The following is a 22,965-nucleotide window of genomic DNA, read 5'->3' as shown; positions in this document are numbered from 1 at the left end:
CAAGGGAGGGTGGCGCAAATAGGCGATATCATGCGCGCCCGGGCGGCCGTGCTGCCCCAAGCCTTACAATATCGGATTCGCCGATTGTACCTATGCCGGCCGCGCCACCGCGCGGCCAGTGGCCGTTTTTGCCCCCATGATGCTGACGCTGTCCGACTTCGACTTTGAACTGCCGCCCGAACTGATCGCCCAGACCGCCTTGCCGGAGCGCGGCGCAAGCCGGCTGCTGGTGGTGGATACGGACGCGCGGGACGGCACCACCCGCCTGGCCGACCGCACTTTCGCCGATATCGTCGGCTACCTGCGCCCGAACGACCTGCTGGTATTCAACGACACGCGCGTCATCAAGGCACGCTTCTTCGGCCACAAGGGCAGCGGCGGCAAGGTCGAGGTGCTGGTCGAGCGGGTGCTGGACAGTCATACCGTGCTGGCGCAGGTGCGCGCCTCCAAGACGCCGCCCGAGGGCAGCAAGCTGCGCCTGGTGGATGCCTTCGACGTCACCGTGGGCCCGCGCGTGGACCAGTTCTTCACGCTCACCTTCCCCGAGCCGGCGCTGGACCTGATCGAGCGCCACGGCCGCCTGCCGCTGCCGCCATATATCACCCACGACCCGGACGCCTTCGACGAGACCCGTTACCAGACCGTCTACGCCCGCGCCCCCGGCGCGGTGGCGGCCCCCACCGCCGGCCTGCATTTCGACGAGGCGCTGTTCGCCCGGCTCGATGCGCTGGGCGTGCGCCGCGGCTTCCTGACCCTGCACGTGGGCGCCGGCACCTTCCAGCCGGTGCGTACCGARAACCTTGCCGAACACAAGATGCACGCCGAGTGGTATGAGGTGTCCGAGGCACTGGCCCAGGCCGTGCGCGACACGCGCGCCGCCGGCGGCCGCGTGATCGCGGTCGGCACCACCTCGCTGCGCGCGCTGGAATCCGCCGGCACTGCCGATGGCACGCTGACCGCCGGGCGCGGGGACACCGATATCTTCATCACGCCGGGCTACCGGTTCCGCGTGGTGGATGCCCTCATCACCAACTTCCACCTGCCCAAGTCGACCTTGCTGATGCTGGTATCGGCGCTGGCCGGGGTGGAGCCCATCCGCGCCGCTTACCGCCATGCGGTGGCGCAGCGCTACCGCTTCTTCAGCTACGGCGACGCCATGCTGCTGACGCGCCAGCCCCAGCCCTGAGCGCGCCGCGCCAGCTCCGTACCGACTGCCCGAACCCGATTCCAGCCATGCTCAACTTCGAACTGCTCACCACCGACGGCAACGCCCGCCGCGGCCGCGTCACCCTCAACCACGGCGTGGTCGAGACCCCGATCTTCATGCCGGTCGGCACCTACGGTTCGGTCAAGGCGATGTCGCCGCTCGAACTGAACGAGATCAATTCGCAGATCATCCTGGGCAACACCTTCCACCTGTGGCTGCGCCCCGGTTTGGAAGTGGTGGAGGCCCACGGCGGCCTGCACCGCTTCATGGGCTGGGACAAGCCGATCCTGACCGATTCGGGCGGCTTCCAGGTGTTTTCGCTGGGCGCGCTGCGCAAGATCACCGAGGATGGCGTGACCTTCGCCTCGCCGGTCAACGGCGACAAGCTGTTCCTGTCGCCCGAGATCTCGATGCAGATCCAGCGCACGCTGAACTCCGACATCGTGATGCAGTTCGACGAGTGCACGCCATACGAGATCGAAGGCCGTCCCGCCACCCATGCGGAGGCGGCGACTTCCATGCGCATGAGCCTGCGCTGGGCCAAGCGTTCGATCGACGAATTCAAGCGCCTGGCCAACCCCAACGCGCTGTTTGGCATCGTCCAGGGCGGCATGTTCGAAGACCTGCGCGACGAGTCGCTGGCCGGGTTGTCCGAACTGGACTTCCACGGCTACGCCATCGGCGGGCTGTCCGTTGGCGAGCCCAAGGAAGACATGATGCGCGTGCTGGAGCACGTGGCGCCGCGCCTGCCGGCCCACAAGCCCCACTACCTGATGGGCGTGGGCACGCCGGAAGACCTGGTGGCGGGCGTGGCGGCCGGTGTCGACATGTTCGACTGCGTGATGCCGACCCGCAATGCCCGCAACGGCTGGCTATTCACCCGCTTCGGCGACGTCAAGATCAAGAACGCCGTCCACCGCAACGACACGCGGCCGCTGGACGAGAGCTGCGGCTGCTATACCTGCCGCAACTTCTCGCGCGCTTATCTGCATCACCTGCACCGGGTCGGCGAGATCCTCGGCGCGCGCCTGAACACCATCCACAACCTGCATTACTACCTGCAACTGATGGCCGAAATGCGCGAAGCCATCGAGCAGCACCGCTTCGAAGCCTTCCGCCTGCAGTTCGCCGCCGACCGCGCGCGCGGGCCGCAGTGAGCCGCACCCGGCGCGCCGGCGTGAACTTTCCGCCGGGCGCCGGTCGAATAGCGGTGCCCGGCTGCCGCAAGCGGCGCCCAAGGCGCTCCGAACAAACCCGTAAACCACTGCAATTGCCCTTATCCGGCGTGCAGTGCGGTTGCAAGCGGGTGGTAGAATGATCGACTAACTGACTGACTTTGTGACGGAGAAGCAACGTGCTGATTTCTAACGCATTTGCCCAGACTGCCGGTGTCACCGGCGGCGCGGCGGGTGGCCTGATGAGTTTCCTGCCTATCATCCTGATGTTCGCGGTGCTGTGGTTCATCATGATCCGCCCGCAGATGAAGCGCCAGAAAGAAGCGAAGGCAATGATGGAAGCCCTGGCCAAGAATGACGAAGTGGTCACCGCCGGCGGTATCCTTGGCCGCGTCACCAAGGTCAACGAGCAATACGTGACCCTCGAAATCGCCGCGGGCACCGAAATCACGGTGCAGAAGAGCGCGGTCACCACGGTGCTGCCCAAGGGCTCGCTGAAGTCGCTCTGAGCACCGCGATAGCGGGTGGATCGTTGCCATATTCCGGCTTTTACCGCTCTCCCGCCCGTTAGCCTGCTTTTTCGCCCTTCCCGGCACGCCTTTAGCGCGCGTGCCCCCGCAGCCGCCTGATCCAGCCCGGGTTATCCGTGGATGCCAGGCGGCTGTTTGCCAACCGGTGCGGTGGTGCCGACCTCCCTGCTGACGGTAACGTCGGCCCCGCCAACCGAAGAACGACTGGCCAAAGATGAATCGTTATCCGCTTTGGAAATACCTCGTGATCCTGGTGGCGCTGGCCATCGGCATCACCTATACGCTGCCGAACTTCTTCGGCGAGGCGCCTGCCGTGCAGGTCTCCTCCGCCAAGGCCACGGTCAAGATCGACCTGGCCATGCAGAAGCAGATCGAGCAGATCCTGGCACAGAACAACCTGCAGCCCGACGGCATGTTCTTCGACCTGAACGGCCAGTCCGGCTCGGTCAAGGCACGTTTCCGCACGCCCGACGAGCAGCTCAAGGCCAAGGACATCCTGACGCGCACGCTCAACCCGGACCCCAGTGACGCCACCTACGTGGTCGCGCTCAACCTGTTGTCGGGTTCGCCGCGCTGGCTCACCGCCATGCACGCGCTGCCGATGTACCTGGGGCTGGACCTGCGCGGTGGCGTGCACTTCCTGCTGCAGGTGGACATGAAGGGCGCGGTCGACAAGAAGCTCGACAGCCTCGCCGGCGACGCCCGCACGTTGCTGCGCGACAAGGGCATCCGCCATGGCGGCATCGACCGCGACGGCGATCGCCTGACGGTGCGCTTCAATAACGCCGACGACGCCACCAAGGCGCGTGCCATCCTGGCCGATAGCCTGCGCGAGCTGGCGTTCACCCCGGACGGCAGCAACATCGCCGGCGTATTCACCGAGGCCGCCCGCAAGGCGGTGCAGGATGCGGCGGTCAAGCAGAACATCACCACCCTGCACAACCGGGTCAACGAGCTCGGCGTGGCCGAGCCGGTGATCCAGCAGCAAGGCGCCGACCGCATCGTGGTACAGCTGCCGGGCGTGCAGGACACCGCCAAGGCCAAGGACATCATCGGCCGCACCGCTACGCTGGAAGCCCGCCTGGCGGACCCCGAGGCACCTCGCAACCCGCGTCCGGGCGACCCGATCCCCTTCGGCAGCGAGCTGTTCACGCAGGGCAACGGCGCCCCGGTGGTGCTCAAGAAGCAGGTCATCTTCACCGGCGACCGCATTGAAAGCGCCTCGGCCGGCTTCGACCAGAACCAGCGTCCCTCCGTCAACATCAAGCTCGACGCCCAGGGCGGCCGCGTGCTGCGCGACGTCTCGCGCGAGAACATTGGCAAGCCGATGGGCATCGTGCTGTTCGAGAAGGGCAAGGGCGAGGTCCTGACTGTCGCGACCATCCAGTCCGAACTCGGCTCCAGCTTCCAGATCACCGGCTCCTACTCCACCGAAGCCGCCAACGACCTGGCCCTGCTGCTGCGCGCCGGCTCGCTGGCCGCGCCGATGGAAATCATCGAGGAACGCACCATCGGCCCGTCGCTGGGCGCGGACAACATCAAGAAGGGTTTTGACTCCGTGGCCTACGGCTTCGGTGCCATTGCCGTCTTCATGATGCTGTACTACATGCTGTTCGGCGTGTTCTCGGTGGCCGCGCTGGCCGTCAACCTGCTGCTGCTGGTGGCGGTGCTGTCGATGCTGCAGGCCACGCTGACGCTGCCCGGCATCGCCGCTATCGCGCTGGTGCTCGGCATGGCCATCGACGCCAACGTGCTGATCAACGAACGTATCCGCGAGGAACTGCGCGCGGGCGCTACGCCGCAGATGGCAATCGCCGTCGGCTTCGACCGCGCCTGGGCCACCATCCTGGACTCGAACGTGACCACGCTGATCGCCGGCCTGGCGCTGCTGGCCTTCGGCTCCGGCCCTGTGCGCGGCTTCGCCGTGGTGCACTGCCTGGGCATCATGACCTCGATGTTCTCGGCGGTGTTCTTCAATCGTGGCCTGGTCAACCTCTGGTACGGTCGCAAGAAGAAGCTGCAGAGCGTGGCGATCGGCCAGATCTGGAAGCCGGGCTCGGACAGCCAGGGCACCGTCGCCAAGTAAGCATCATGGCTGCCGCGCCGGGCGCGCGGCAGCCAACCAGCATAGACCTGCAGTACAAAACAGCAGCACAGCTGCCGTATTAAACAGGATTCAACATGGAATTCTTCCGCATCCGGCGCGACATTCCGTTCATGAAGCACGCGTTGATCTTCAACGTGATTTCCTTCCTGACGTTTGCCGCCGCCGTATTCTTCCTCGCGCACAAGGGCCTGCACCTGTCGATCGAGTTCACGGGCGGCACGGTGATGGAGGTCAACTACCAGCAGCCGGCCGATCTCGAGCATATCCGCGGCCAGGTCGGCAAGCTGGGCTACAGCGACGTGCAGGTGCAGAACTTCGGCACCTCGCGCGACGTGATGATCCGCCTGCCGCTGCAAAAAGGCCCTGACGGCAAGCCCGTCACCTCGGCCCAGCAGAGCGAGCAGGTGATGGGCGCGCTGCAGGCCGCCGCACCGGATGTCAAGCTCCAGCGTGTCGAGTTCGTCGGTCCGCAGGTCGGCAAGGAACTGGCCACCGACGGCCTGCTGGCGCTGCTGTGCGTGGTGGCCGGCATCGTGATCTACCTGTCGTTCCGCTTCGAGTGGAAGTTCGCTGTCGCCGGCATCATCGCCAACCTGCACGACGTGGTGATCATCCTGGGCTTCTTCGCCTTCTTCCAGTGGGAATTCTCCCTGTCGGTGCTGGCGGCGATCCTGGCGGTGCTGGGCTACTCGGTCAACGAATCGGTCGTGATCTTCGACCGGATCCGCGAGAACTTCCGCAAGTACCGCAAGATGACCACGCATGAGATCATCGACAACGCGATCACCAGCACCATCTCGCGGACCATCATCACCCACGGTTCGACCGAAATGATGGTGCTGTCGATGTTCTTCTTCGGTGGCCCCACCCTGCACTACTTCGCACTGGCGCTGACCGTCGGCATCTTGTTCGGCATCTACTCCTCGGTGTTCGTTGCCGCGGCGCTGGCCATGTGGCTGGGCGTCAAGCGCGAGGACCTGGTCAAGGGCGAGAAGAAGCCGGGCGACGTCGACCGCGACGACCCGAACTTCGGCGCGCAGGCCTGACGGCCCCGCAACGGATTCTCCGTCAATGAAAAATGGGCACCTTCGGGTGCCCATTTTTCATTGCCGCGCCTGCCCGCTTCGATCCGGGCACCGTATGTCGCCAGCGCGTCAGAACTGCTCGATCCACACCGCCAGGCGATCCGCGGAAAACTCGGCCGTGCGCTCGGCGGCGCGGTAGACGATCGAGCCGCCCTCGCGCACGGCCTTCAGCGCCCCGCCGGCTTCATCCAGCCACAGCAGTCCGGCCAGCCAGGCCACATGGCGCGCGGAGACCTCCTTGTCCACCGGCTCGCCCAGGTATTCGCCAAGCGCGGCACCGTGAATCCACACCAGGGCATCGCCATCCCGGCGCACCACGTCCACCCCGCCGGCCTCGGCCAGCGTCTCGGCCAGTAGCGCCACAGCATCGCCCGCGCCACGGCCGGTGAATTGCGTACGCAGGCCCGCGAGCCTTGCCGCCACCGCATAGCCGAAGCTGCCGCTGCGCCGGCTTTCCGCCGCCACCAGGTCGGCGTAGTCCATCAGCAGCCAGTCCGGCTCGGGATTCTGTACGCCTGCCAGCGCGGCCGAAGCCAGGTAGGTTTCCACCGGCTGGAAACGCTCCGGGCCAATCAGGCTGGCCGACAGCGTGCGGATCAGGCCGATGCGCGCGGCGATGGTCTGCCTTTGCAGCACGCTCAGCTTCTCGCGCAGCAACTGGTCGCGTTCCTTGCGCAGGCCTGCCATCTCCAGCGCCTGCTTGAGCTCCATGCGCAGCGCGGTAATGTCCCACGGCTTCTTGATGTAGCGGTGGATCTGGCCTTCGTTGACCGCGGCGACGGTGTGCTCGATCTCCGAGTAGGCCGTCGTCAGGATCCGCACGATATGCGGATAGCGCTCGCGCGCGTAGCGCAGCAGTTCGTTGCCGTACTCGCCTGGCATCCGCTGGTCGGAGACCAGGACCGCCAGGCTGTCGGCGTGCGCATCCAGCAGCGCCTTGCCTTCTTCCACCGAGCCGCCGGTCACGACCGGCGCCAGGGCTCCGATGGCACGCTGGAAATACTTGACGGCCGTCGCCTCGTCATCGACGAACAGAATCGCCGGTGATGGTGCCTGCGTGGCATTCGGTTCGTTCATCGATTACTCCTGTGCATTCGACTCTTGGTATTTGGAAAATCCAGTGTTACGGTGGTGCCCGCACCGGACGTCGACTCGATCCGGATGCCGCCACCGAAAGACTGCATGACACGGTTGCAGAAAATCATGCCCAGCCCGTTGCCACCCGTATTCGCATGGGTGGTGACCGGGTCCACCAGCAGGCGCCCCATCACTTCCGGCGGTATGCCCGGGCCGTTGTCGCAAATGCGGATCGCGGCCTCGGGCTCGGCCGCCACCACGAAGCGCAGCGACGGCGCGGCGACGCCATCGAGGGCGCGCAGCGAGTTGGACAGCAGCGACGACAAGACCAGCGCCACGCAATTGGGCAGCGTGCGCACGGCAAAGTCGTCTTGCATCTCGACCTGCACCCACTCGCGCTGCGGCCCCGCGAACGGGTAGGTATCGAGCAGCGCGGCGATCAGGGCGCCGGCAGTCACTTCCCGGCTGGCATTGGGCTGCGTGCTGGGCCGGCCCCCGCTGCTGCGCACCGACTGCAGGAAAGACGAAATCACGGCCAGGCAATACTGCGCGTTGTCGTGCATCGACGTTGCCGCCTGGCCGATCTCGCTCTGGCGCTGCGGATTGTATTCCGCCGCGATCCGGCTTTCGATGCCGCGGGCAAAATTTGCGATCGCCGCCAGCGGTGTATTCAGTTCATGGGCGAGAAAGGCGAGCGTCTCGTCGATCGCCATCAGGCGCTGGTGGCGCACCGAACGCTCGCGGTAACGTTCCGCCGCCAGTCGCAGCGTCTCGCGCACCTGCCCCAGTTCGAGGGGCTTCTCCAGGATGCGGAACACCTCGCCGGTGTTGACCGTCTGCAACAGCATGTCTTTGTCCGCATAGGCGGTCACCAGGATGCGGACGATCTGCGGGTACTCGAGCGCCACCTGTCGCAGCAGGTCGCCGCCATTACGGCCTGGCATGCGGAAATCCGTCACCAGCACGGCGACGCGCGCGCTCTCCCGGCGCAGGACGACGATTGCCTCATCGGCGCCGCTGGCGACCAGCACCTCGTACTCCGTGCCAACCGCGCGGGCGAAGTACTTGCATGCCATCTCCTCGTCATCGACGTAGAGGACGGTAAGCTTCGGTTGCCGGGCATCGCTCATGACGCTCCTCAGTCGGCTCGCGGCAGGTCGAAGCTGAACGAGGCCCACTGGCCCAGCTCGCTTTCAGCAAACAGCACGCCACCATGGCGCTCGATCACCGCGTAGCTGATCGACAGGCCCAGGCCTAGGCCCTGCCCGACTTCACGTGTCGTGAAGAACGGCTCGAACACGCGCGCCAGGTGCTCGGACGCGATGCCGGGGCCATTGTCCTTGACCGTGACATGCAACCGGCGCTCGACCCACTTCACCGTGGTGTGGATCGCCGGGCTCTGCGTGCCGGCCTTGCGCATGGCCAGCGCGGCATTGGAAAACAAATTGATCAGCACGCCGATCACCGCCGCTTCGTCGCCCAGTACCAGCGTATCGGTGGGCAACTCGCGCGTGACGGCGACCCCGCGCAACTCATGCGCGGTCAGCCGGATCGACGAATCGAGCGCCTTTTCGAACAGGAACGGCGTGCCTTCGGCTTCGGCGCCGGGCTTGCGATAGGCAAAAGTCTTCAGGTCCGACACGATATGCTGGATACGTTGCATGCCCTGCTTGGCATCGACCAGGCACTCCTGCAGCATCGGCTCATTCTTGGCTACCGGCTCTTCCAGCGCAACCTCGATCGCCATCAGGCAAAAGTTGACCGGGTTGTTGACCTCATGCAGCAGGCCCGCGGCCAGCGTACCGATGGCGGCCATCTTTTCCTGCTGCAGCATCTGGCCCTTGATGTCGACCAGCTTGCGGTTGATGACTTCGAGCTCGGCGTTCTTTTCCGCCACTTCGGCCTTCAGGCGGAAAAGCATGAAGCGCGCCCGCTCGTTGAAGAAGGTATAGACCGCGCTGGCCGCCGCGGCAAACAGCAGGAACAGCGAATTGACGATAAAGGTGCCGGCCGGCTCGATGCCGCCGGAATGCAGCAGGCAGGCAAGCAGGTAGAACAGGTAGGAAAGGACCCCGAACACCAGGTTCTGCCACAGGCCGAAAGGCAATGCGATGCCGGAGGCGAAGATGGCCAGGTTCAGCCCCACGTAGTAGGGCGATTCCACGCCGTCCGTATGCCAGATCATCCAGGAGATCATGATCTGCGGCAGCAGCAGCCATGACAAGGTCAGCCACGGCGCGAAGCGCCGCCCCGCGGTGCTGTACAACAGCATGACAATGCCGGCGATCAGCAGCGACACCAGCACGCGCGCCACCGCGAACGGCGCCTGCAGCTGCGGGTACTGGCCATAGTCCAGCCCCACGCCGAGCAGCACCAGCACGATGGCGGTATACGCGCCGCCGCGGCTGAAGGCCAGGCGGAAATCCGCCAGCTCGGTCTGGTAACCCGCGTAAAGTTGATTCGTGCTCATGGCTGGGCCGGCTACTGGTGTTTCAGAGGATGATCGCTTCGGCGAACACATTGACTCCGGTCTGGTCGACATAGAGCTTATGGTCGCGGGATTGCTCGGGCAGCAGCATACTCATCCTGGCCTCGTCGCGATAGATCAGGTACCACTCCAGCAAATGTTCCATGCCGAACTTCTCGGGGTTGGCGGAGTGGACATTGGTCACCAGCAGCTGGCCGCCAGGCCGTGTACGCGCGGCAAAATAGCTTAGCAGCCGGGAACACACCTTATCCGACAGGTAGTCGAACAGCCCCGCGCAATACACCGCGTCGAACTCGCGCAGCGCGGCATCGTCCGGCGAAATCTTGCGCTTGAGCAGTTCATGCACCGACTGGTGCACCATCTCCACCGATACCTTGTGCCCCGCCGAGGCCGCCGAATTTTCGATGGAGGACTTGGTGTAGGCCAGCGTCTCCTCGCTGAAATCGACCAACTGGAACGACAGCAGCTCGGGCTGCGCATATTCACGCACGAAGCGCTGGATCTCGAAGGCCGGGCCGCAACCGACATTGAGCACGCGGAACGGCCTGCCGGCCGCACGGGCGGCGTCCGCCTGGCGCGACAGGAAGTCCACCAGCAGGTCGATCCGGTTGCGGTGGGCGGTGGCTACCGCCGCCTTGAGGAAGGCCGTGTTGACAATCTGGAAGTAAGTGGTCGGGCCCTGCTGCGGGTCGCTCAGGATCTGGTTGACCATCTCGTAGTCGCCGGCGTAGCCCAGCGGCTTGGTGAAGGTGCGATAGACAAAGGGGGCGCGCAGCAGCAACGGATGCAGGGCCGACTGCGCATAGGTACGGTGCACGGGCGCGATCTCGGCGTCCACCTGCTCGGCCTCGCCTTCCAGCCGGTCCAGGTAGGACTTGGTCTTGAGCATGATCGGCGTGGCCAGCTCGTAGAACACGTCCTCCCGCAACCGTCCATCGGTCTTGGGCAGGTTTTCGGTCAGGTCGACCTGCTCGACCCAGCGCGATACTTCAGAGAGAAACGCGCGCATTTCATTGACCACGATCTGGTAATCGCGCCGGATATTGAAGCGCGCGTCCCAGTCTTTGATAAACAGTTCTGCTTCGCGCCCGACCGATTTCGGCTCGTTGGGCAGGTCGCTCAACTCGCGCCATTCGTCGATCAGCGTGAGCGATACCACCGCGGTGAGGCCGGTGTTCACCAGGCTCATCACCACCGCCTTGCCCAGGTAGGCGTTCTTGGTCCCCATGCGCACACTCAGCTCGCTCAGCACCTCGCTGACCTGGACGATCGAGTATGGGTTGTAGATTTCCATCACCAGAGACTTTCTCTGGAGATTGATAATTGTGCCCCGCACCTGCTCGCCCTGCGAGTTGCGGAAACTGACCACCGGATCGATTTGCGTTTGGGAGTACACGGTATTGCGCCAGAGAAATCCGAGAAACGCTGCCGGCCGCCCAGTTCAACAGTGTGGCATTGACTGGCCGGGTACAGCTCGTAGGGCGATGGATCGCTACGCTAGACCAGTATCAGGGGGTACTGCTGGGATACATGTCGGTAATCGGTTGCGGGCATGGGCGTCCTTGACTGATGGCAGGCAGGCACGCACGCGACTACACCCTGGTAACGGTGACTGAGACTGTGACTGAGTGAGACTGTAACTGAATACTAGCGGATCATTGTACTGTGGCCGCCAGGTGCGGACAACACAACCTGGGCGATGCCCGCGCAGGCTTGCCCAATGTGCTGGTAACAAAGAAAAAGGCCGGGATTGCGCCCCGGCCTTTTTCTTTGTTACCCAGATGCGCGAAGTCGGGGGCAACCCCCGGACCTCGCGACGTATCTGTCGTCCGTCTTAGTCGGCCTTCACGCCTTCGACCTGGATCGCCAGCTTGACCTCGGGCTTGAAACCCATCTTCACGCCGTAGTCGATACCGAAATCGGCACGGCTGAAGCTACCCACGGCATCGGCGCCGCAGGCTTCGCGCTTGAGCATCGGATGCTGGATGCACTTGAAATCGCGGATCTCCAGCTTGACCGGCTTGGTCACGCCATGCAGGGTCAGCAGACCATCGACTTCGGTCGGCACGTCGCCATTGAACTTGGTGAACTTGCCCTTGTAGGTGGCTTCCGGGAAGGCTTCGACATTGAACATGTCGGGGCCCTTCGCGTGCTGGTTCAGCTTGCTGTTGCCGAAGTCGACCGAGGCGGCGTCGATCTTGATGTCCACCGTGCCGGTCTTGGCAACGCGATCCAGCGTCACCACGCCGCTCGACTTCTCGAACTTGCCGCGCCAGGTCGACAGGCCGCCAAGGTGGTCGGCTTCGAAGCTCGGGTACGTGTGGGTCGGATCGAGGTTGTAAGTCACCGTGTTGGCGGACGCCACGCCGACGGCGGCGCTGGCGGAAAGGGCCGCGACAGCGGCGAGGATGGTGCGCAGTTTCATGAGAACTCCCGGCAAAAAGTTGGGGATGAACAGCAAAGGTACAAAGGTGCGACAGGGAATACGGGCGCTGCGCGCTTACTTCCTGGCCGCGGTCACGATACGAAATTTGATCTGGACATCGTCGGCAACGACGGAAGTATCCTTCCACTCGCCATCGCCGATGTTATACACGGTGCGCTTGATCGGCAGCACACCTTCGAACACCTGGCCGCCGGCGTCCTGGCGATAGCTTGCCGGAATCACCACGTCCTGGGTCTTGCCCTTGATGGTGAGCTTGCCCGCCACCTCATACTTGCCGGCTGCGCCGGCCTTGATGCTGGTCGACTGGAACACCGCCTTGGGGTACTTGGCCGCGTCGAACCAGTCGCGCCCCTTTACCTCCTTGGTGGTCTCTGCATCGCCGATCTCGAAGCTGGACACGTCGATCTCGACCTTGGCCGAGGACGCTGCCAGCTTGGCGGGATCGAACGATACCGCGGCATCGAATTTCTTGAACTTGCCTTCCATCGGCACGCCGATCTGGCGGGCTGTCGCGGTGACCGAGCTCTTGGCCGCGTCGACCTGGGCCCAGGCGTAATTCGCCCCGATGCCGGCGGTGGCCAGCGTGGCCGCCATCAGGAGCGCGCTCGCGCGGGGAATGCGTTTCATGAAAAGAACTCCTGTCGCTAGGAGGGCCGTGCGGCCCTCGGTCAATGGTCAGTCAGGGCGGAGAAACGGGACGGGGCCCCGCCTTGCCCTACTTGAGGAACGGCAGCATGCGCGCCAGTGTACCGTCGCGCTCGATGAACTGATGCTTGAGGGCGGCGGCCGCATGGACTACGACGATGACGGCCATCAGGTAGTTCAGCCAGATATGCGCCAGCTTCAGGATTTCCTTGAGCTCATCGTTTTTCTCGAGCAGCGCGGGCAGTTGCCAGATGCCAAGGTAGACCACGGGAACGCCTGAGGCTGAGCTGTACAGGTAGCCGGTAACCGGCACCACCACGATCAGCACGTACAGCAGCACGTGGGCGGCGTGGGCCGCCTTGGCCTGCCAGGCCGGGGTGCCGGCTGCCGGAGCCGGAGCGCGGTGCGTAGCGCGCCAGAGCACGCGCAGCGCGGCAAAGGCGAATACCGTCACGCCGATCCACTTGTGCCATGAAAACAGCTTGAGCTTGAGCATCGACAGGCCCGGGATGCTGGTCATGTACAGGCCCAGCCCGAAGGCGGCAAAGATCAGCAAGGCGATGATCCAGTGCAGGCCGATCGCGGTCGCGCCATAAGCGGACGCCGATGACGGCCCTGGAGCGGTGCCGGCGTGGGCACTGGCTTTGGCTTGGGAATGCATGGAAGAAGACCCCTGCCCTATGCGGGCGTTTCATAAACTTTTACTGAATGGCAATCATGCGTGCCGTTGAATTCTCGCATTATTGTGCGCCCGGCGTGTTGCGGAACGGTCTGAAATTCATGGAATCATTCAAATGGTTTGAAGTGACAATTCGTCGCAACCAGGACGCGGCGCCTGCCCGCCTGTGCGCATGCCGGGCGCGTAACAAAAAAACCACCCATGGGGTGGCTTTATTGCAACGTGCCTGCCGGCAAGGTGCGATCCGAAACGCTCGGACCGCCCACGCCGGGAAGATTACACCCGTTCGGCGAGGCTCACCGCGCGGCCGATATAGCTGGCCGGGGTCATTTCCAGCAGCAGCTTCTTGGCATCGTCGGGAATCGCCAGGCCGCCGATGAAGGTCTGCAGCGCCTCGCGCGAGATGCCCTTGCCGCGCGTCAGCTCCTTGAGCTGCTCGTAGGGGTTGGGCACGCCGAAGCGGCGCATCACGGTCTGGACCGGCTCGGCCAGCACTTCCCAGCAGTTGTCGAGGTCTTCGTCCAGGCGCTCGGGGTTGGTTTCCAGCTTGCCCAGGCCGCGCAGGCAGGCCTCGTAGGCCAGCAGGCTGTAGCCAAAGGCCACGCCCATGTTGCGCAGCACCGTGGAATCGGTCAGATCGCGCTGCCAGCGCGACAGCGGCAGCTTTTCCGACAGGTGGCGCAGCACCGCATTGGCCAGACCCAGGTTGCCTTCGGAATTCTCGAAGTCGATCGGGTTGACCTTGTGCGGCATGGTCGACGAGCCGATTTCGCCAGCCTTGGTGCGCTGCTTGAAGTAGCCCAGCGAGATATAGCCCCAGATGTCGCGGTTCAGGTCCAGCAGGATGGTGTTGGCGCGGGCAATGGCGTCGAACAGCTCGGCCATGTAGTCGTGCGGCTCGATCTGGATGGTGTAGGGATTGAAGGTCAGGCCCAGGCGGGTCTCGATCACTTGCTTCGAGAAAGCTTCCCAGTCGAAGGCCGGATACGCCGACAGGTGCGCGTTGTAGTTGCCCACCGCGCCGTTCATCTTGCCCAGCAGTTCCACGCGCTGGATGCGTTCGATGGCACGTGCCAGGCGCGCCGCCACATTGGCCATTTCCTTGCCCAGCGTGGTCGGGCTGGCCGGCTGCCCGTGGGTGCGCGACAGCATCGGCTGGCGGGCGTTGGCGTGGGCCAGTTCCACGAGGCGCGCATGCACGCGCTGCAGCGCCGGCAGGATCACGCCTTCGCGGGCGCCCTTGAGCATCATGCCGTGCGAGGTATTGTTGATATCTTCCGAGGTGCAGGCGAAATGGATGAATTCGCTGGCGGCTTCCAGCTCGGCGTTGCCCTTGACCTGCTCCTTGAGCCAGTACTCCACGGCCTTCACGTCATGGTTGGTGACCGCCTCGATCTCCTTGATGCGCGACGCGTGGGCTTCGGTGAAATTGTCCACCAGGGCCAGCAGGGCCGCTTCGGATGCCGGCGAGAACTTGGGCATATCCGGCAGGCCGGCTTGCGACAGCGCGATCAGCCAATGCACTTCGACCTTGACGCGGTTGCGCATGAAGGCAGCTTCCGAGAGCCACTCGCGCAGCGCATCGGCCTTGGAGGCGTAGCGGCCATCGATGGGGGACAGGGCGGTGAGCGGAGAAAGCGAGGAAGAAGACATGCTGGGAGACCGGAGGGATAGGGGAACTGGTTACGCAAGCGTGGCCGGGCGGGCAAATTGCGCGGGCACGTGGCCTGGCGCCACCCCTGGCGAGCCGAAGCGGTCAGCGACAAGACCGGAACGGATCAAAAGAGGTGAAAAAGCACCGAAACGATACCGAAGCGGCACGAAAAGAGCCTAATCAGGCGCGCCAACCGACTGGCAGCGCGGCGGAAAGCGGGCATTTTACCATCGTGGCTGTCCTTCTGTGGACGCGTTCGCGGGCCCGGCCACCCCGCGCGTATCGGCACCACGACACTGCTGCGCCCGCCCGGGGCACATCCGGGGCGGGGCACGGGTATACTCGCGCTCGCCGATCCGCTAGCCTGTTATGAAGTGCATCGGGCATGCCGGCCGGACGCACCGGCGTGGCCGCCGTGCCTGGAGCGCCGATGCACTTCATAACAAGCTCGAGGGGAGTCCATGAAGCTGTATGCATCGCAAACCAGCCCTTACGCGCGCAAGGTGCGCGTGGTGATGGCGGAAAAGAAGATCGACTACCAGATGGTCGAGGTGGACGTGTGGTCGCCGGATACCACCATCGGCCAGTTCAACCCGCTGGGAAAGGTACCGTGCCTGGTCATGGAAGACGGCGGCGCGATTTTCGATTCGCGCGTGATCGTCGAGTATGTCGACACGCTGACGCCGGTCAGCCGGATGATTCCGCAAGCCGGGCGCGAGCGCGTCGAGGTACGCTGCTGGGAAGCGCTGGCCGACGGCCTGCTCGATGCCGCCCTGCTGGCGCGCCTGGAACACACCCAGCGCGAGCCGGAGCAGCGCAGCGAGCGCTGGGTCAAGCGCCAGCTCGGCAAGATCGACGCCGCGGTGGCCGCCATCGCCGACGGCATGGCCGACCGGCCCTGGTGCTCGGGCAACCATTACTCGCTGGCCGACGTGGCCGTGGGTTGCGCGTTGTCGTACCTCGACTTCCGCTTCCCGGACATCGCCTGGCGCGAGCGCCACCCGCGTCTCGCGGTGTACCAGGACAAGCTCGGCAAGCGCCAGTCGTTTATCGACACCGAGCCGCCGCGCGGCTGAGCCGTTCCGGGCTGCCCATGAAAAAACCGGCCAGACGGCCGGTTTTTTCATGCCCTGGCAGCGCCGCGCATCACTGGATGATGCCGCCGCCCAGGCAGATGTCGCCGTCGTACAGCACGGCGGACTGGCCCGGCGTGACCGCCCACTGCGCCTGCGCGAAGGTCAGTTGCAGTGCATCGCCGGTGGACGCCGCCACCGTGCACGGAGCGTCGCTCTGGCGATAGCGCGACTTGGCCGACAACGTGGTGCCAGCCGCCGGGCCCTCGCCCGCCACCCATGACAGGTCGGCCGCATCAAGCGTGGGCGTGAGCAGCCACGGATGCTCGTGGCCCTGCACCACATACAGCGTATTGCTGGCCATGTCCTTGCGCGCCACGTACCAGGCATCGCCATTGCCGGTGCGGCTGCCACCCAGGCCGATGCCCTTGCGCTGCCCCAGCGTGTAGAAAGCCAAGCCGATATGCTGGCCGACTTCCTTGCCGTCGGGTGTCATCATCGGGCCCGGCCTGGTCGGCAGGTAGCGGTTGAGGAAGTCGCGGAAAGGCCGCTCGCCGATAAAGCAGATGCCGGTGGAGTCTTTCTTCTTCGCATTGGGCAGGCCGATCTCGGCGGCGATCTCGCGCACCCGCGTCTTGGGCATCTCGCCCAGCGGGAACAGCGTGCGCGACAACTGCGCCTGGTTCAGCCGGTGCAGGAAATAGCTCTGGTCCTTGGTGTGGTCGAAGGCCTTGAGCAGTTCGAACCGGCTCCCGCCCGCCCCTGCCGCCACTTCGCGCACGCGCGCGTAGTGGCCGGTGGCGATGGTGTCCGCGCCCAGCGACATGGCATGGTCCAGGAAGGCCTTGAACTTGATCTCGGCATTGCAGAGCACGTCGGGGTTCGGCGTGCGGCCCGCCGAGTATTCGCGCAGGAAATCGGCGAAGACGCGATCCTTGTACTCGGCGGCGAAATTGACTGCCTCCACGTCGACGCCGATCAGGTCGGCCACCGACACCACGTCCAGCCAGTCCTGCCGGGTCGAACAGTACTCGCCGTCGTCGTCGTCTTCCCAGTTCTTCATGAACAGGCCGATCACCTCGTAGCCCTGCTGCTTGAGCAGCCACGCCGTCACCGAGGAATCCACCCCGCCCGACATGCCCACCACCACGCGCTTGCCCGCGCTCATGACCGCGCTCCGCCGGCCACCACCGAGGGATGGGTGTAAAGCGCGTCGAGCGCGAAGCGCTTGCCCGCCAGGTAGTCATCGATGCAGGCCATCAGCAGCGGCGTGCGATGCCGATCGGGACAGGCACGGATCTCATCGGCGCTCATCCACACCGTGCGCACGATGCCCACGTCGAGCTGGCGCCCGGCATCGAGCGCGCCCAGTTCGCCGGTAAAGGCAAAGCGCACATAGGTGATGTCGCCACCCGGCCGCGCCGTGGTGCCGGCCGAATGCGCGCGGGCGGTATAGCAGCCCAGCAGCGCGCGCGGCTCAAAGGTGTGCGCGGTTTCTTCCAGCGTTTCGCGGATGACGGCGTGGATCAGGCTTTCGCCCGGATCGAGATGGCCGGCGGGCTGGTTCAGCCGCAGGCCATCGGGGGTTTCTTCTTCCACCAGCAGGAAGCGGCCGCCGCGCTCGATAACCGCGGCGACCGTGACGCTGGCATTCCAGTCGTGTGACATGATGCACAAATTTTAGGCAATCCGGCATTCTACCGGTTGCCGCCCTTTCGCGCATCCGCGCCACCCGGCCGCGGCGGTGGCTCCGTCACTAAGCCAAGAGCAAAGTGCGCTCTGCGGCCTCCGCCGGCGGCAGCGAAGCGATCGCCCGGTCGAGCTGTTCGCACAACGCCCGGCTGGCTGGCGCCAGCGGCCGCCTGACTTCGGAGCCGATCAGGCCGCACAAGGCCAATGCCGCCTTGACCGGCACCGGATTGGGCTCGGAGAACAGCAGCGAGATCAGCGGTGCCAGTCGCGCGAACAGCGCGCGCGCGGCTTCGTGGCGGCCTGCCGCCACCAACTGCAGCAGGCGCACGAACAAATCCGGGCGGATGTGCGCGCAAGCCGGCACCACGCCGTCGCCGCCGGCCAGCAGGTGGTCGAGCATGGCCGCATCTTCGCCACAGAACACGGCGAGCAGGTCGTTGCACGCCAGTTCACGCAGCCCGGTGGCATCGCACTCCTTGACCGCCACGATGCGTGGATGCAGCGCCAGCCGCCGCACCAGTGCCGGGGACAGCGAGCAACCCGTGCGCTTGGGCACGTTGTACAACATCAGCGGCCGCCAGGTCGCGTCCGCCACGCGCTCGAAATGCCAGGCGATGCCTTCGTCGCCCGGCCGCAGGTAGTACGGCGGCGGCACCAGGTAGCCAGCCAGGTCGAAGCGATCGAGCTGGCGCACCTGCTCGCAGACGGCGCGGGTATCTACGCCGCCGGCACCGGCCAGCACGGGCACCGTGCCGTCCACCGCCTCCAGTACCGCGGCGGTAAACGTCAGCCGCTCCGCCGGGGAGAGCAGTCCGCCCTCCCCGGTCGTGCCCAGGATGACCAGCCCGTCCACGCCACTTGCCACATAGTGCGCGGCCAGGCGCTGCGCCCCGGGCAGGTCCAGCTCGCCGCCTCGCATCGGCGTGACCAGCGGCAGCCACAGCGCCGCGGGGGACTTTTCGCGCTGCGCCGGCGCAAAACCCGCCCGCGCGGCAGCGCTGTCTTCGCGCGCAGCCCCGCCGGTGTCAATGCGCGGCATGGTCTTGCCCCAGCATCGTCGTGACACCGAACTCGGCAGCCGGCAAAGCCATCATGATGGCGTGCATGGCGGCATCGCGGCCACCGCGCTCGACTTCCACATGCAGTGTGGTCTCGCCATGGCGATGGTCCACTTCGACCACGTAGATGCGCGCAAGCTGGCCGATCGCGCGGTGCAGCGACTGGCGCAGCGCGAAGACCTGGCCCGACGCCACCGCCAGCCGCAGCCGGATCCAGCTGTGCACGGTGTCCACGGCCATCCCCGGCGCGGTGGCCGGTGCAGCTTCGATGCCGGATGCGGGGAGGCGTCCGGTGCGGGAATCGTTGCGTGATTGGCCACGGGAAAGACGGCGGCGCGGCACGGAAGCAAAGGCCACGGCAAGGCTCGACTGTCGCATTTGAGCGGGACCCGCGTTGGGCGGGTCGTCTGTTGGAGATGGATCCATGCTAGGCAGGGCGGCCTCAAGTTGATGCAGTATTCGCCGCCGGCGCCATCAAAATGTCATCAAGATGGCAAGGCGGCGGCGTCCTGCTCAGAACGTCTTGGTGATCGAAGCCCAGGCGGTAGCCTTGCCGATGTAGCGGCTTCAGCGTCAGGTCCCAGAAATTCAGCGGCACATTGGCCGACAGGTCGGCGTAGTAGCTGTACTTGCTGTCGGCGAATCCGAACAGGTTGGTCAGCGCCTGCGAATACTTGAAGAACACAGGACCGTAGCCGGCGCCGACATACACTTCCGTGGTGTAMGGGCGCGTAAAGCCGYTCGGGTAGTCGCCCGGGTAGTAGTACTGCAGCACGCCGACGTCGTAGTTCCACTCCAGGCCGCCCAGCGTCACCGTGTTCTTGAAGCCGCCGTACAAGTCAATTTCAATCGGCGCCGAGACTTCCGGATTGCTGTCGCCCAGCCAGCTGATGCTCGAGTTCCAGTTGCCCAGGTAGAAGCCGCTCGAATGCGTGTAGTCGAACCCGCCCTGGATGGCCGGACGGCGGTTGGTCTGCATCAGGCCGCGGTAGCGATACTCGCTGGCCAGCGTCACGTTGGCGGTGAAAGCGTGCGGCGAGACTTCGGCAGCCGCCGCACCCGGCGCGCTCTGGGCAAATGCGGGGGCAGCCAGCAAGAGCGCGGCGCCGGAAAGGGAAACAGCAAGGGAAACGGCGCAGGCACGTGAAGCGCCAAGGCGAAAGGCAGTCATGGATAACTTGTCTGAAAGGTAAGACATCAATCGGTGGAAATCAGCGAACGCTCGCGCCGGCGATGGCCGCGCGACGACCGGAACAGTACGGGGTCGCGTCTCAAATCGGTGTCAAGAAAGCAGCAGTGCGCCAAGGGATGACGTAAAAATCCACGCGAGGCCGCCGGCGCGCGCGGACAACACGCAGCCAGGGACAGCAATGGCCGCGGCGCGGGCCCTGGGGACGCCGGTCATGCACCGCTCCGATAGCCGCCATGCGTTGGCCGTGCTGTTGCGCAAAAGCCGACCGGCCAGTCACCACGAAGCGTCAGATTCCTGTAAGCTGCGAAAAAATTGTGCGCTGCGTTCGGCCCTGGCCGTCCGCATGACAGGACACAAGGGCCGAGGACGTCAGCCCGCTAAAGCAGATCAGCGGCATTGTCAGAATGAAATGAATCGGTTCTGGTCAGGCGCGTTGCCTTGCCGTACACGTCGTACGACAAGTCTCGCCGCATCGCCAGAATCATTTTGACAGCGCCTCAAAGACGCCAGCAAAAGGAGAAATTGACGATGCACATCGGCATCCCGCAGGAGACGCGGGCAGGTGAGACTCGTGTCGCCGCCACCCCGGAGACGGTCAAGAAATACGTGACCCAGGGCCATCAGGTCATTGTCCAGTCGGGAGCCGGCGTGCGTGCCAGCCAGCCGGACTCGGCCTATGAGGCGGTCGGCGCCACCATTGGCACCGCGGCCCAGGCACTCGGCGCGCAACTGGTGCTCAAGGTCCGCGCCCCCGACGATGCCGAGCTCGCGCTGATGAAGCCCGGCGCCGCGCTGATCGGCATGCTCAATCCCTTCGACGCAGAGAACAATGCACGCATGGCGCGCGCCTCGCTGACGGCCTTCGCGCTGGAAGCCGCGCCGCGCACGACGCGCGCGCAGAGCATGGACGTGCTCTCCTCCCAGGCCAATATTGCCGGCTACAAGGCCGTGCTGGTCGCCGCCCACCACTACCAGCGCTTCATGCCGATGCTGATGACCGCCGCCGGCACCGTCAAGGCGGCGCGCGTGCTGATCCTCGGCGCCGGCGTGGCCGGCCTGCAGGCCATCGCCACCGCGAAGCGGCTGGGCGCGGTCATCGAAGCCTCCGACGTGCGTCCCGCCGTCAAGGAGCAGATCGAATCGCTGGGCGCCAAATTCCTCGATGTGCCCTTCGTCACCGACGAAGAGCGCGAGATCGCGCAGGGCGTGGGCGGCTATGCCCGCCCCATGCCGCCCGACTGGATGCGGCGCCAGGCCGAACTGGTGCACGAGCGCGCCAAGGCCGCCGACATCGTCATCACTACCGCGCTGATCCCGGGCCGCCAGGCGCCGGTGCTGCTCAAGGAAGAGACGGTGCAGGCGATGAAGCCGGGCTCGGTGGTGGTCGACCTCGCCGCGGCGCAGGGCGGCAACTGCCCGCTGACGGTGGCCGACGAGGTGGTGGAGCGCCACGGCGTCACGCTGATCGGCCACACCAACCTGGCCAGCATGGTGGCGGCCGACGCATCGGCGCTCTATGCACGCAACGTGCTCGACTTCCTCAAGCTTGTCATCGACAAGGAAGGCCAGTTCACGCTGAACCTGGAGGACGATATCGTCGCCGCCTGCCTGATGTGCAAGGATGGCCAGGTGGTCCGCGGCGCATCCTGAAGCGACAGCGGGCCCGCCGCGGCCCGGTCGCTTTAGAATGGTGCCAGGCGGTTCCGGCCAGGTGCACGGTAGCGCGCCTGCTGCTATCGGCCGGTACGGCCGGCACCCAGCCCCGGAACCATTCCAAGTGGCCCGTCAGGACTCAATTCCAAGGGCTTTCCTGCAAGCTCATCCAGCATCAACCAAGGACGTATCACCCATGCAACGCATCATGCTCCGCGCCAAGCTCCATCGTGTCACCGTGACACAGGCGGACCTCCACTACGAGGGATCATGCGGCATCGACGAGAATCTGCTCGAAGCGGCCGACATGAAGGAGTTCGAGAAAATCGAGCTGTACAACGTCAACAATGGCGAGCGTTTCTCCACCTACATCATCAAGGGCGTCCGCGGCAGCGGCGAGATCTCGCTCAACGGTGCGGCCGCGCGGCGCGCGCACCTGGGCGACCATCTCATCATCTGCACCTACGCGCCGATGAGCGACGAAGAGATCGCCACCTACAAGCCGAAGATCATCCTGGTGGACGACAACAACGCCATCAAGGAAATCAAGAAGGTGTAAGCGGATGAGGACATCGCGCCGGGAGCCAACGCCGGTGCGATGCCCGCATCCGGCATGCCATTTACTGATTCAGCCGTACCGTCGCCCCTGGGCTGAAGGTACCCGGGCGAAAGACGACAACGCGGCACCAGGCGGGGCATCGATGCAATAGGCGCTCACAGGCGCCTGGCCAGGCAAAAGAACACGGGATAACCGCGCAGCAAGGCATTCAAGCAACGGAGGAGAAGTCGATGGAAATGGTGAACCACACGGTGATCAACCTGATCATCTTCGTGCTGGCGATCTACGTGGGGTACCACGTGGTCTGGACGGTCACGCCCGCCCTGCACACCCCGCTGATGGCCGTGACCAATGCAATCTCGGCCATCATCATCGTCGGCGCCATGCTGGCGGCCGGCCTGACCGAGGGCCCGGTGGGCCGCACCATGGGCACGCTGGCGGTGGCGCTCGCCGCGGTCAATGTGTTCGGCGGCTTCCTGGTGACGCAGCGCATGCTGGAGATGTTCAAGAAGAAAGAACCCAAGGCCAAGGCCGGCAAGGGCCATGAGGAGGGCGCCAAGTGAGCATGAACCTCGTCACCCTGCTCTACCTGCTGGCCTCGGTGTGTTTCATCCAGGCGCTCAAGGGCCTCTCGCATCCCAGTTC

General features: G+C 65.1%; 22 protein-coding genes. 9 read left to right on the top strand and 13 right to left on the bottom strand.

The window, feature by feature from the left end; genetic code table 11:
- Nucleotides 1-139 precede the first annotated feature (139 nt).
- The 5 genes from queA to secF all read left to right on the top strand — a co-directional run bounded on the left by queA (nucleotide 140) and on the right by secF (nucleotide 6,065).
- Entirely contained in the window at nucleotides 140-1,186 is a 1,047-nt protein-coding gene (queA, locus tag AC1DT6_RS11680) for a tRNA preQ1(34) S-adenosylmethionine ribosyltransferase-isomerase QueA (protein WP_477102535.1), read from the top strand.
- 47 nt (nucleotides 1,187-1,233) lie between these two features.
- A complete protein-coding gene (gene tgt / locus AC1DT6_RS11675) occupies nucleotides 1,234-2,364 on the top strand; it encodes a tRNA guanosine(34) transglycosylase Tgt (protein ID WP_441626281.1) in 1,131 nt (376 codons plus the stop codon).
- Between the two features lie 197 nt (nucleotides 2,365-2,561).
- Nucleotides 2,562-2,891 (top strand): preprotein translocase subunit YajC, encoded by a 330-nt coding sequence (gene yajC / locus AC1DT6_RS11670; protein WP_035867491.1) that lies wholly within the window; start codon nucleotides 2,562-2,564, stop codon nucleotides 2,889-2,891.
- A 235-nt stretch (nucleotides 2,892-3,126) separates the two neighbouring features.
- Nucleotides 3,127-4,998, top strand: coding sequence for a protein translocase subunit SecD (gene secD / locus AC1DT6_RS11665; protein WP_441626279.1), 1,872 nt, complete (start codon nucleotides 3,127-3,129; stop codon nucleotides 4,996-4,998).
- A gap of 95 nt (nucleotides 4,999-5,093) precedes the next feature.
- A complete protein-coding gene (gene secF, locus AC1DT6_RS11660) occupies nucleotides 5,094-6,065 on the top strand; it encodes a protein translocase subunit SecF (RefSeq protein ID WP_441626277.1) in 972 nt (323 codons plus the stop codon).
- Between the two features lie 108 nt (nucleotides 6,066-6,173).
- Here the strand turns inward: secF and AC1DT6_RS11655 are convergent, their stop codons facing one another.
- The 8 genes from AC1DT6_RS11655 to purB form a co-directional block, all read right to left on the bottom strand.
- Entirely contained in the window at nucleotides 6,174-7,181 is a 1,008-nt protein-coding gene (locus AC1DT6_RS11655) for a response regulator (RefSeq protein WP_441626275.1), read from the bottom strand.
- Entirely contained in the window at nucleotides 7,178-8,311 is a 1,134-nt protein-coding gene (locus tag AC1DT6_RS11650) for a hybrid sensor histidine kinase/response regulator (RefSeq protein WP_441626273.1), read from the bottom strand. Before AC1DT6_RS11650 ends, AC1DT6_RS11655 begins: the two co-directional genes overlap by 4 nt.
- An 8-nt stretch (nucleotides 8,312-8,319) precedes the next feature.
- Entirely contained in the window at nucleotides 8,320-9,651 is a 1,332-nt protein-coding gene (locus AC1DT6_RS11645) for a sensor histidine kinase (protein ID WP_035867504.1), read from the bottom strand.
- 22 nt (nucleotides 9,652-9,673) lie between these two features.
- Nucleotides 9,674-11,065, bottom strand: coding sequence for a class I SAM-dependent methyltransferase (locus tag AC1DT6_RS11640; protein ID WP_441626269.1), 1,392 nt, complete (start codon nucleotides 11,063-11,065; stop codon nucleotides 9,674-9,676).
- Between the two features lie 438 nt (nucleotides 11,066-11,503).
- Nucleotides 11,504-12,094: a YceI family protein gene (locus AC1DT6_RS11635; protein ID WP_045237582.1), complete on the bottom strand. Its 591-nt coding sequence runs from the start codon at nucleotides 12,092-12,094 to the stop codon at nucleotides 11,504-11,506.
- Between the two features lie 75 nt (nucleotides 12,095-12,169).
- Complete coding sequence (locus AC1DT6_RS11630) at nucleotides 12,170-12,742, bottom strand: YceI family protein (protein WP_441626267.1); 573 nt, start codon at nucleotides 12,740-12,742, stop codon at nucleotides 12,170-12,172.
- Between the two features lie 88 nt (nucleotides 12,743-12,830).
- Nucleotides 12,831-13,421: a cytochrome b gene (locus tag AC1DT6_RS11625; RefSeq protein WP_441626265.1), complete on the bottom strand. Its 591-nt coding sequence runs from the start codon at nucleotides 13,419-13,421 to the stop codon at nucleotides 12,831-12,833.
- Between the two features lie 294 nt (nucleotides 13,422-13,715).
- The gene (gene purB / locus AC1DT6_RS11620) at nucleotides 13,716-15,092 is read right to left on the bottom strand and encodes an adenylosuccinate lyase (RefSeq protein WP_035867515.1); all 1,377 of its coding nucleotides are present in this window, start codon (nucleotides 15,090-15,092) and stop codon (nucleotides 13,716-13,718) included.
- Nucleotides 15,093-15,554: 462 nt separating this feature from the next.
- On the opposite strand from purB, the gene AC1DT6_RS11615 reads away from it, so the two are divergent.
- Nucleotides 15,555-16,169 carry a glutathione S-transferase family protein gene (locus tag AC1DT6_RS11615; RefSeq protein WP_035867518.1) on the top strand — a complete coding sequence of 205 codons (615 nt, stop codon included), beginning with the start codon at nucleotides 15,555-15,557 and terminating at the stop codon, nucleotides 16,167-16,169.
- Nucleotides 16,170-16,239: 70 nt separating this feature from the next.
- Here AC1DT6_RS11615 and mnmA read toward each other — a convergent pair whose 3' ends face one another.
- The 5 genes from mnmA to AC1DT6_RS11590 all read right to left on the bottom strand — a co-directional run bounded on the left by mnmA (nucleotide 16,240) and on the right by AC1DT6_RS11590 (nucleotide 20,087).
- A complete protein-coding gene (gene mnmA / locus AC1DT6_RS11610) occupies nucleotides 16,240-17,334 on the bottom strand; it encodes a tRNA 2-thiouridine(34) synthase MnmA (RefSeq protein WP_441626262.1) in 1,095 nt (364 codons plus the stop codon).
- Complete coding sequence (locus tag AC1DT6_RS11605; RefSeq protein WP_441626260.1) at nucleotides 17,331-17,834, bottom strand: NUDIX hydrolase; 504 nt, start codon at nucleotides 17,832-17,834, stop codon at nucleotides 17,331-17,333. The genes mnmA and AC1DT6_RS11605 overlap by 4 nt, the downstream gene beginning before the upstream one ends.
- Before the next feature lie 88 nt (nucleotides 17,835-17,922).
- Nucleotides 17,923-18,897, bottom strand: a complete 975-nt coding sequence (dapA, locus tag AC1DT6_RS11600; RefSeq protein WP_441626259.1) for a 4-hydroxy-tetrahydrodipicolinate synthase — start codon at nucleotides 18,895-18,897, stop codon at nucleotides 17,923-17,925.
- Nucleotides 18,884-19,294 carry a hypothetical protein gene (locus AC1DT6_RS11595; RefSeq protein ID WP_035867524.1) on the bottom strand — a complete coding sequence of 137 codons (411 nt, stop codon included), beginning with the start codon at nucleotides 19,292-19,294 and terminating at the stop codon, nucleotides 18,884-18,886. Before AC1DT6_RS11595 ends, dapA begins: the two co-directional genes overlap by 14 nt.
- A 64-nt stretch (nucleotides 19,295-19,358) precedes the next feature.
- Nucleotides 19,359-20,087: a TorF family putative porin gene (locus AC1DT6_RS11590; RefSeq protein ID WP_477114700.1), complete on the bottom strand. Its 729-nt coding sequence runs from the start codon at nucleotides 20,085-20,087 to the stop codon at nucleotides 19,359-19,361.
- Between the two features lie 549 nt (nucleotides 20,088-20,636).
- Here AC1DT6_RS11590 and AC1DT6_RS11585 point away from each other — a divergent pair.
- The 3 genes from AC1DT6_RS11585 (at nucleotide 20,637) to AC1DT6_RS11575 (ending at nucleotide 22,883) form a co-directional block, all read left to right on the top strand.
- Complete coding sequence (locus tag AC1DT6_RS11585) at nucleotides 20,637-21,758, top strand: Re/Si-specific NAD(P)(+) transhydrogenase subunit alpha (protein WP_276288798.1); 1,122 nt, start codon at nucleotides 20,637-20,639, stop codon at nucleotides 21,756-21,758.
- A gap of 199 nt (nucleotides 21,759-21,957) precedes the next feature.
- Nucleotides 21,958-22,320 (top strand): aspartate 1-decarboxylase, encoded by a 363-nt coding sequence (panD, locus tag AC1DT6_RS11580; protein ID WP_276288797.1) that lies wholly within the window; start codon nucleotides 21,958-21,960, stop codon nucleotides 22,318-22,320.
- Nucleotides 22,321-22,550: 230 nt separating this feature from the next.
- Nucleotides 22,551-22,883, top strand: a complete 333-nt coding sequence (locus AC1DT6_RS11575; RefSeq protein ID WP_045240719.1) for an NAD(P) transhydrogenase subunit alpha part 2 — start codon at nucleotides 22,551-22,553, stop codon at nucleotides 22,881-22,883.
- The last annotated feature ends 82 nt before the right edge of the window (nucleotides 22,884-22,965 follow it).

This window comes from Cupriavidus sp. 01L45 (assembly GCF_056399885.1).
The sequence above is the reverse complement of the archived record's forward strand: the minus strand, read 5'-3'. Positions and strand labels throughout refer to the sequence as shown.

Coding starts and splice junctions, on each gene's coding strand:
- tgt (WP_441626281.1), top strand. CDS start 1,234: ATGCTCAACTTCGAACTGCTCACCACCGACGGCAACGCCCGCCGCGGC.
- AC1DT6_RS11635 (WP_045237582.1), bottom strand. CDS start 12,094: ATGAAACTGCGCACCATCCTCGCCGCTGTCGCGGCCCTTTCCGCCAGC.
- AC1DT6_RS11585 (WP_276288798.1), top strand. CDS start 20,637: ATGCACATCGGCATCCCGCAGGAGACGCGGGCAGGTGAGACTCGTGTC.
- secD (WP_441626279.1), top strand. CDS start 3,127: ATGAATCGTTATCCGCTTTGGAAATACCTCGTGATCCTGGTGGCGCTG.
- AC1DT6_RS11630 (WP_441626267.1), bottom strand. CDS start 12,742: ATGAAACGCATTCCCCGCGCGAGCGCGCTCCTGATGGCGGCCACGCTG.
- purB (WP_035867515.1), bottom strand. CDS start 15,092: ATGTCTTCTTCCTCGCTTTCTCCGCTCACCGCCCTGTCCCCCATCGAT.
- dapA (WP_441626259.1), bottom strand. CDS start 18,897: ATGCCGCGCATTGACACCGGCGGGGCTGCGCGCGAAGACAGCGCTGCC.
- AC1DT6_RS11605 (WP_441626260.1), bottom strand. CDS start 17,834: ATGTCACACGACTGGAATGCCAGCGTCACGGTCGCCGCGGTTATCGAG.
- panD (WP_276288797.1), top strand. CDS start 21,958: ATGCAACGCATCATGCTCCGCGCCAAGCTCCATCGTGTCACCGTGACA.
- AC1DT6_RS11625 (WP_441626265.1), bottom strand. CDS start 13,421: ATGCATTCCCAAGCCAAAGCCAGTGCCCACGCCGGCACCGCTCCAGGG.
- AC1DT6_RS11575 (WP_045240719.1), top strand. CDS start 22,551: ATGGAAATGGTGAACCACACGGTGATCAACCTGATCATCTTCGTGCTG.
- AC1DT6_RS11615 (WP_035867518.1), top strand. CDS start 15,555: ATGAAGCTGTATGCATCGCAAACCAGCCCTTACGCGCGCAAGGTGCGC.
- AC1DT6_RS11650 (WP_441626273.1), bottom strand. CDS start 8,311: ATGAGCGATGCCCGGCAACCGAAGCTTACCGTCCTCTACGTCGATGAC.
- AC1DT6_RS11595 (WP_035867524.1), bottom strand. CDS start 19,294: ATGCGACAGTCGAGCCTTGCCGTGGCCTTTGCTTCCGTGCCGCGCCGC.
- AC1DT6_RS11645 (WP_035867504.1), bottom strand. CDS start 9,651: ATGAGCACGAATCAACTTTACGCGGGTTACCAGACCGAGCTGGCGGAT.
- secF (WP_441626277.1), top strand. CDS start 5,094: ATGGAATTCTTCCGCATCCGGCGCGACATTCCGTTCATGAAGCACGCG.
- AC1DT6_RS11655 (WP_441626275.1), bottom strand. CDS start 7,181: ATGAACGAACCGAATGCCACGCAGGCACCATCACCGGCGATTCTGTTC.
- mnmA (WP_441626262.1), bottom strand. CDS start 17,334: ATGAGCGCGGGCAAGCGCGTGGTGGTGGGCATGTCGGGCGGGGTGGAT.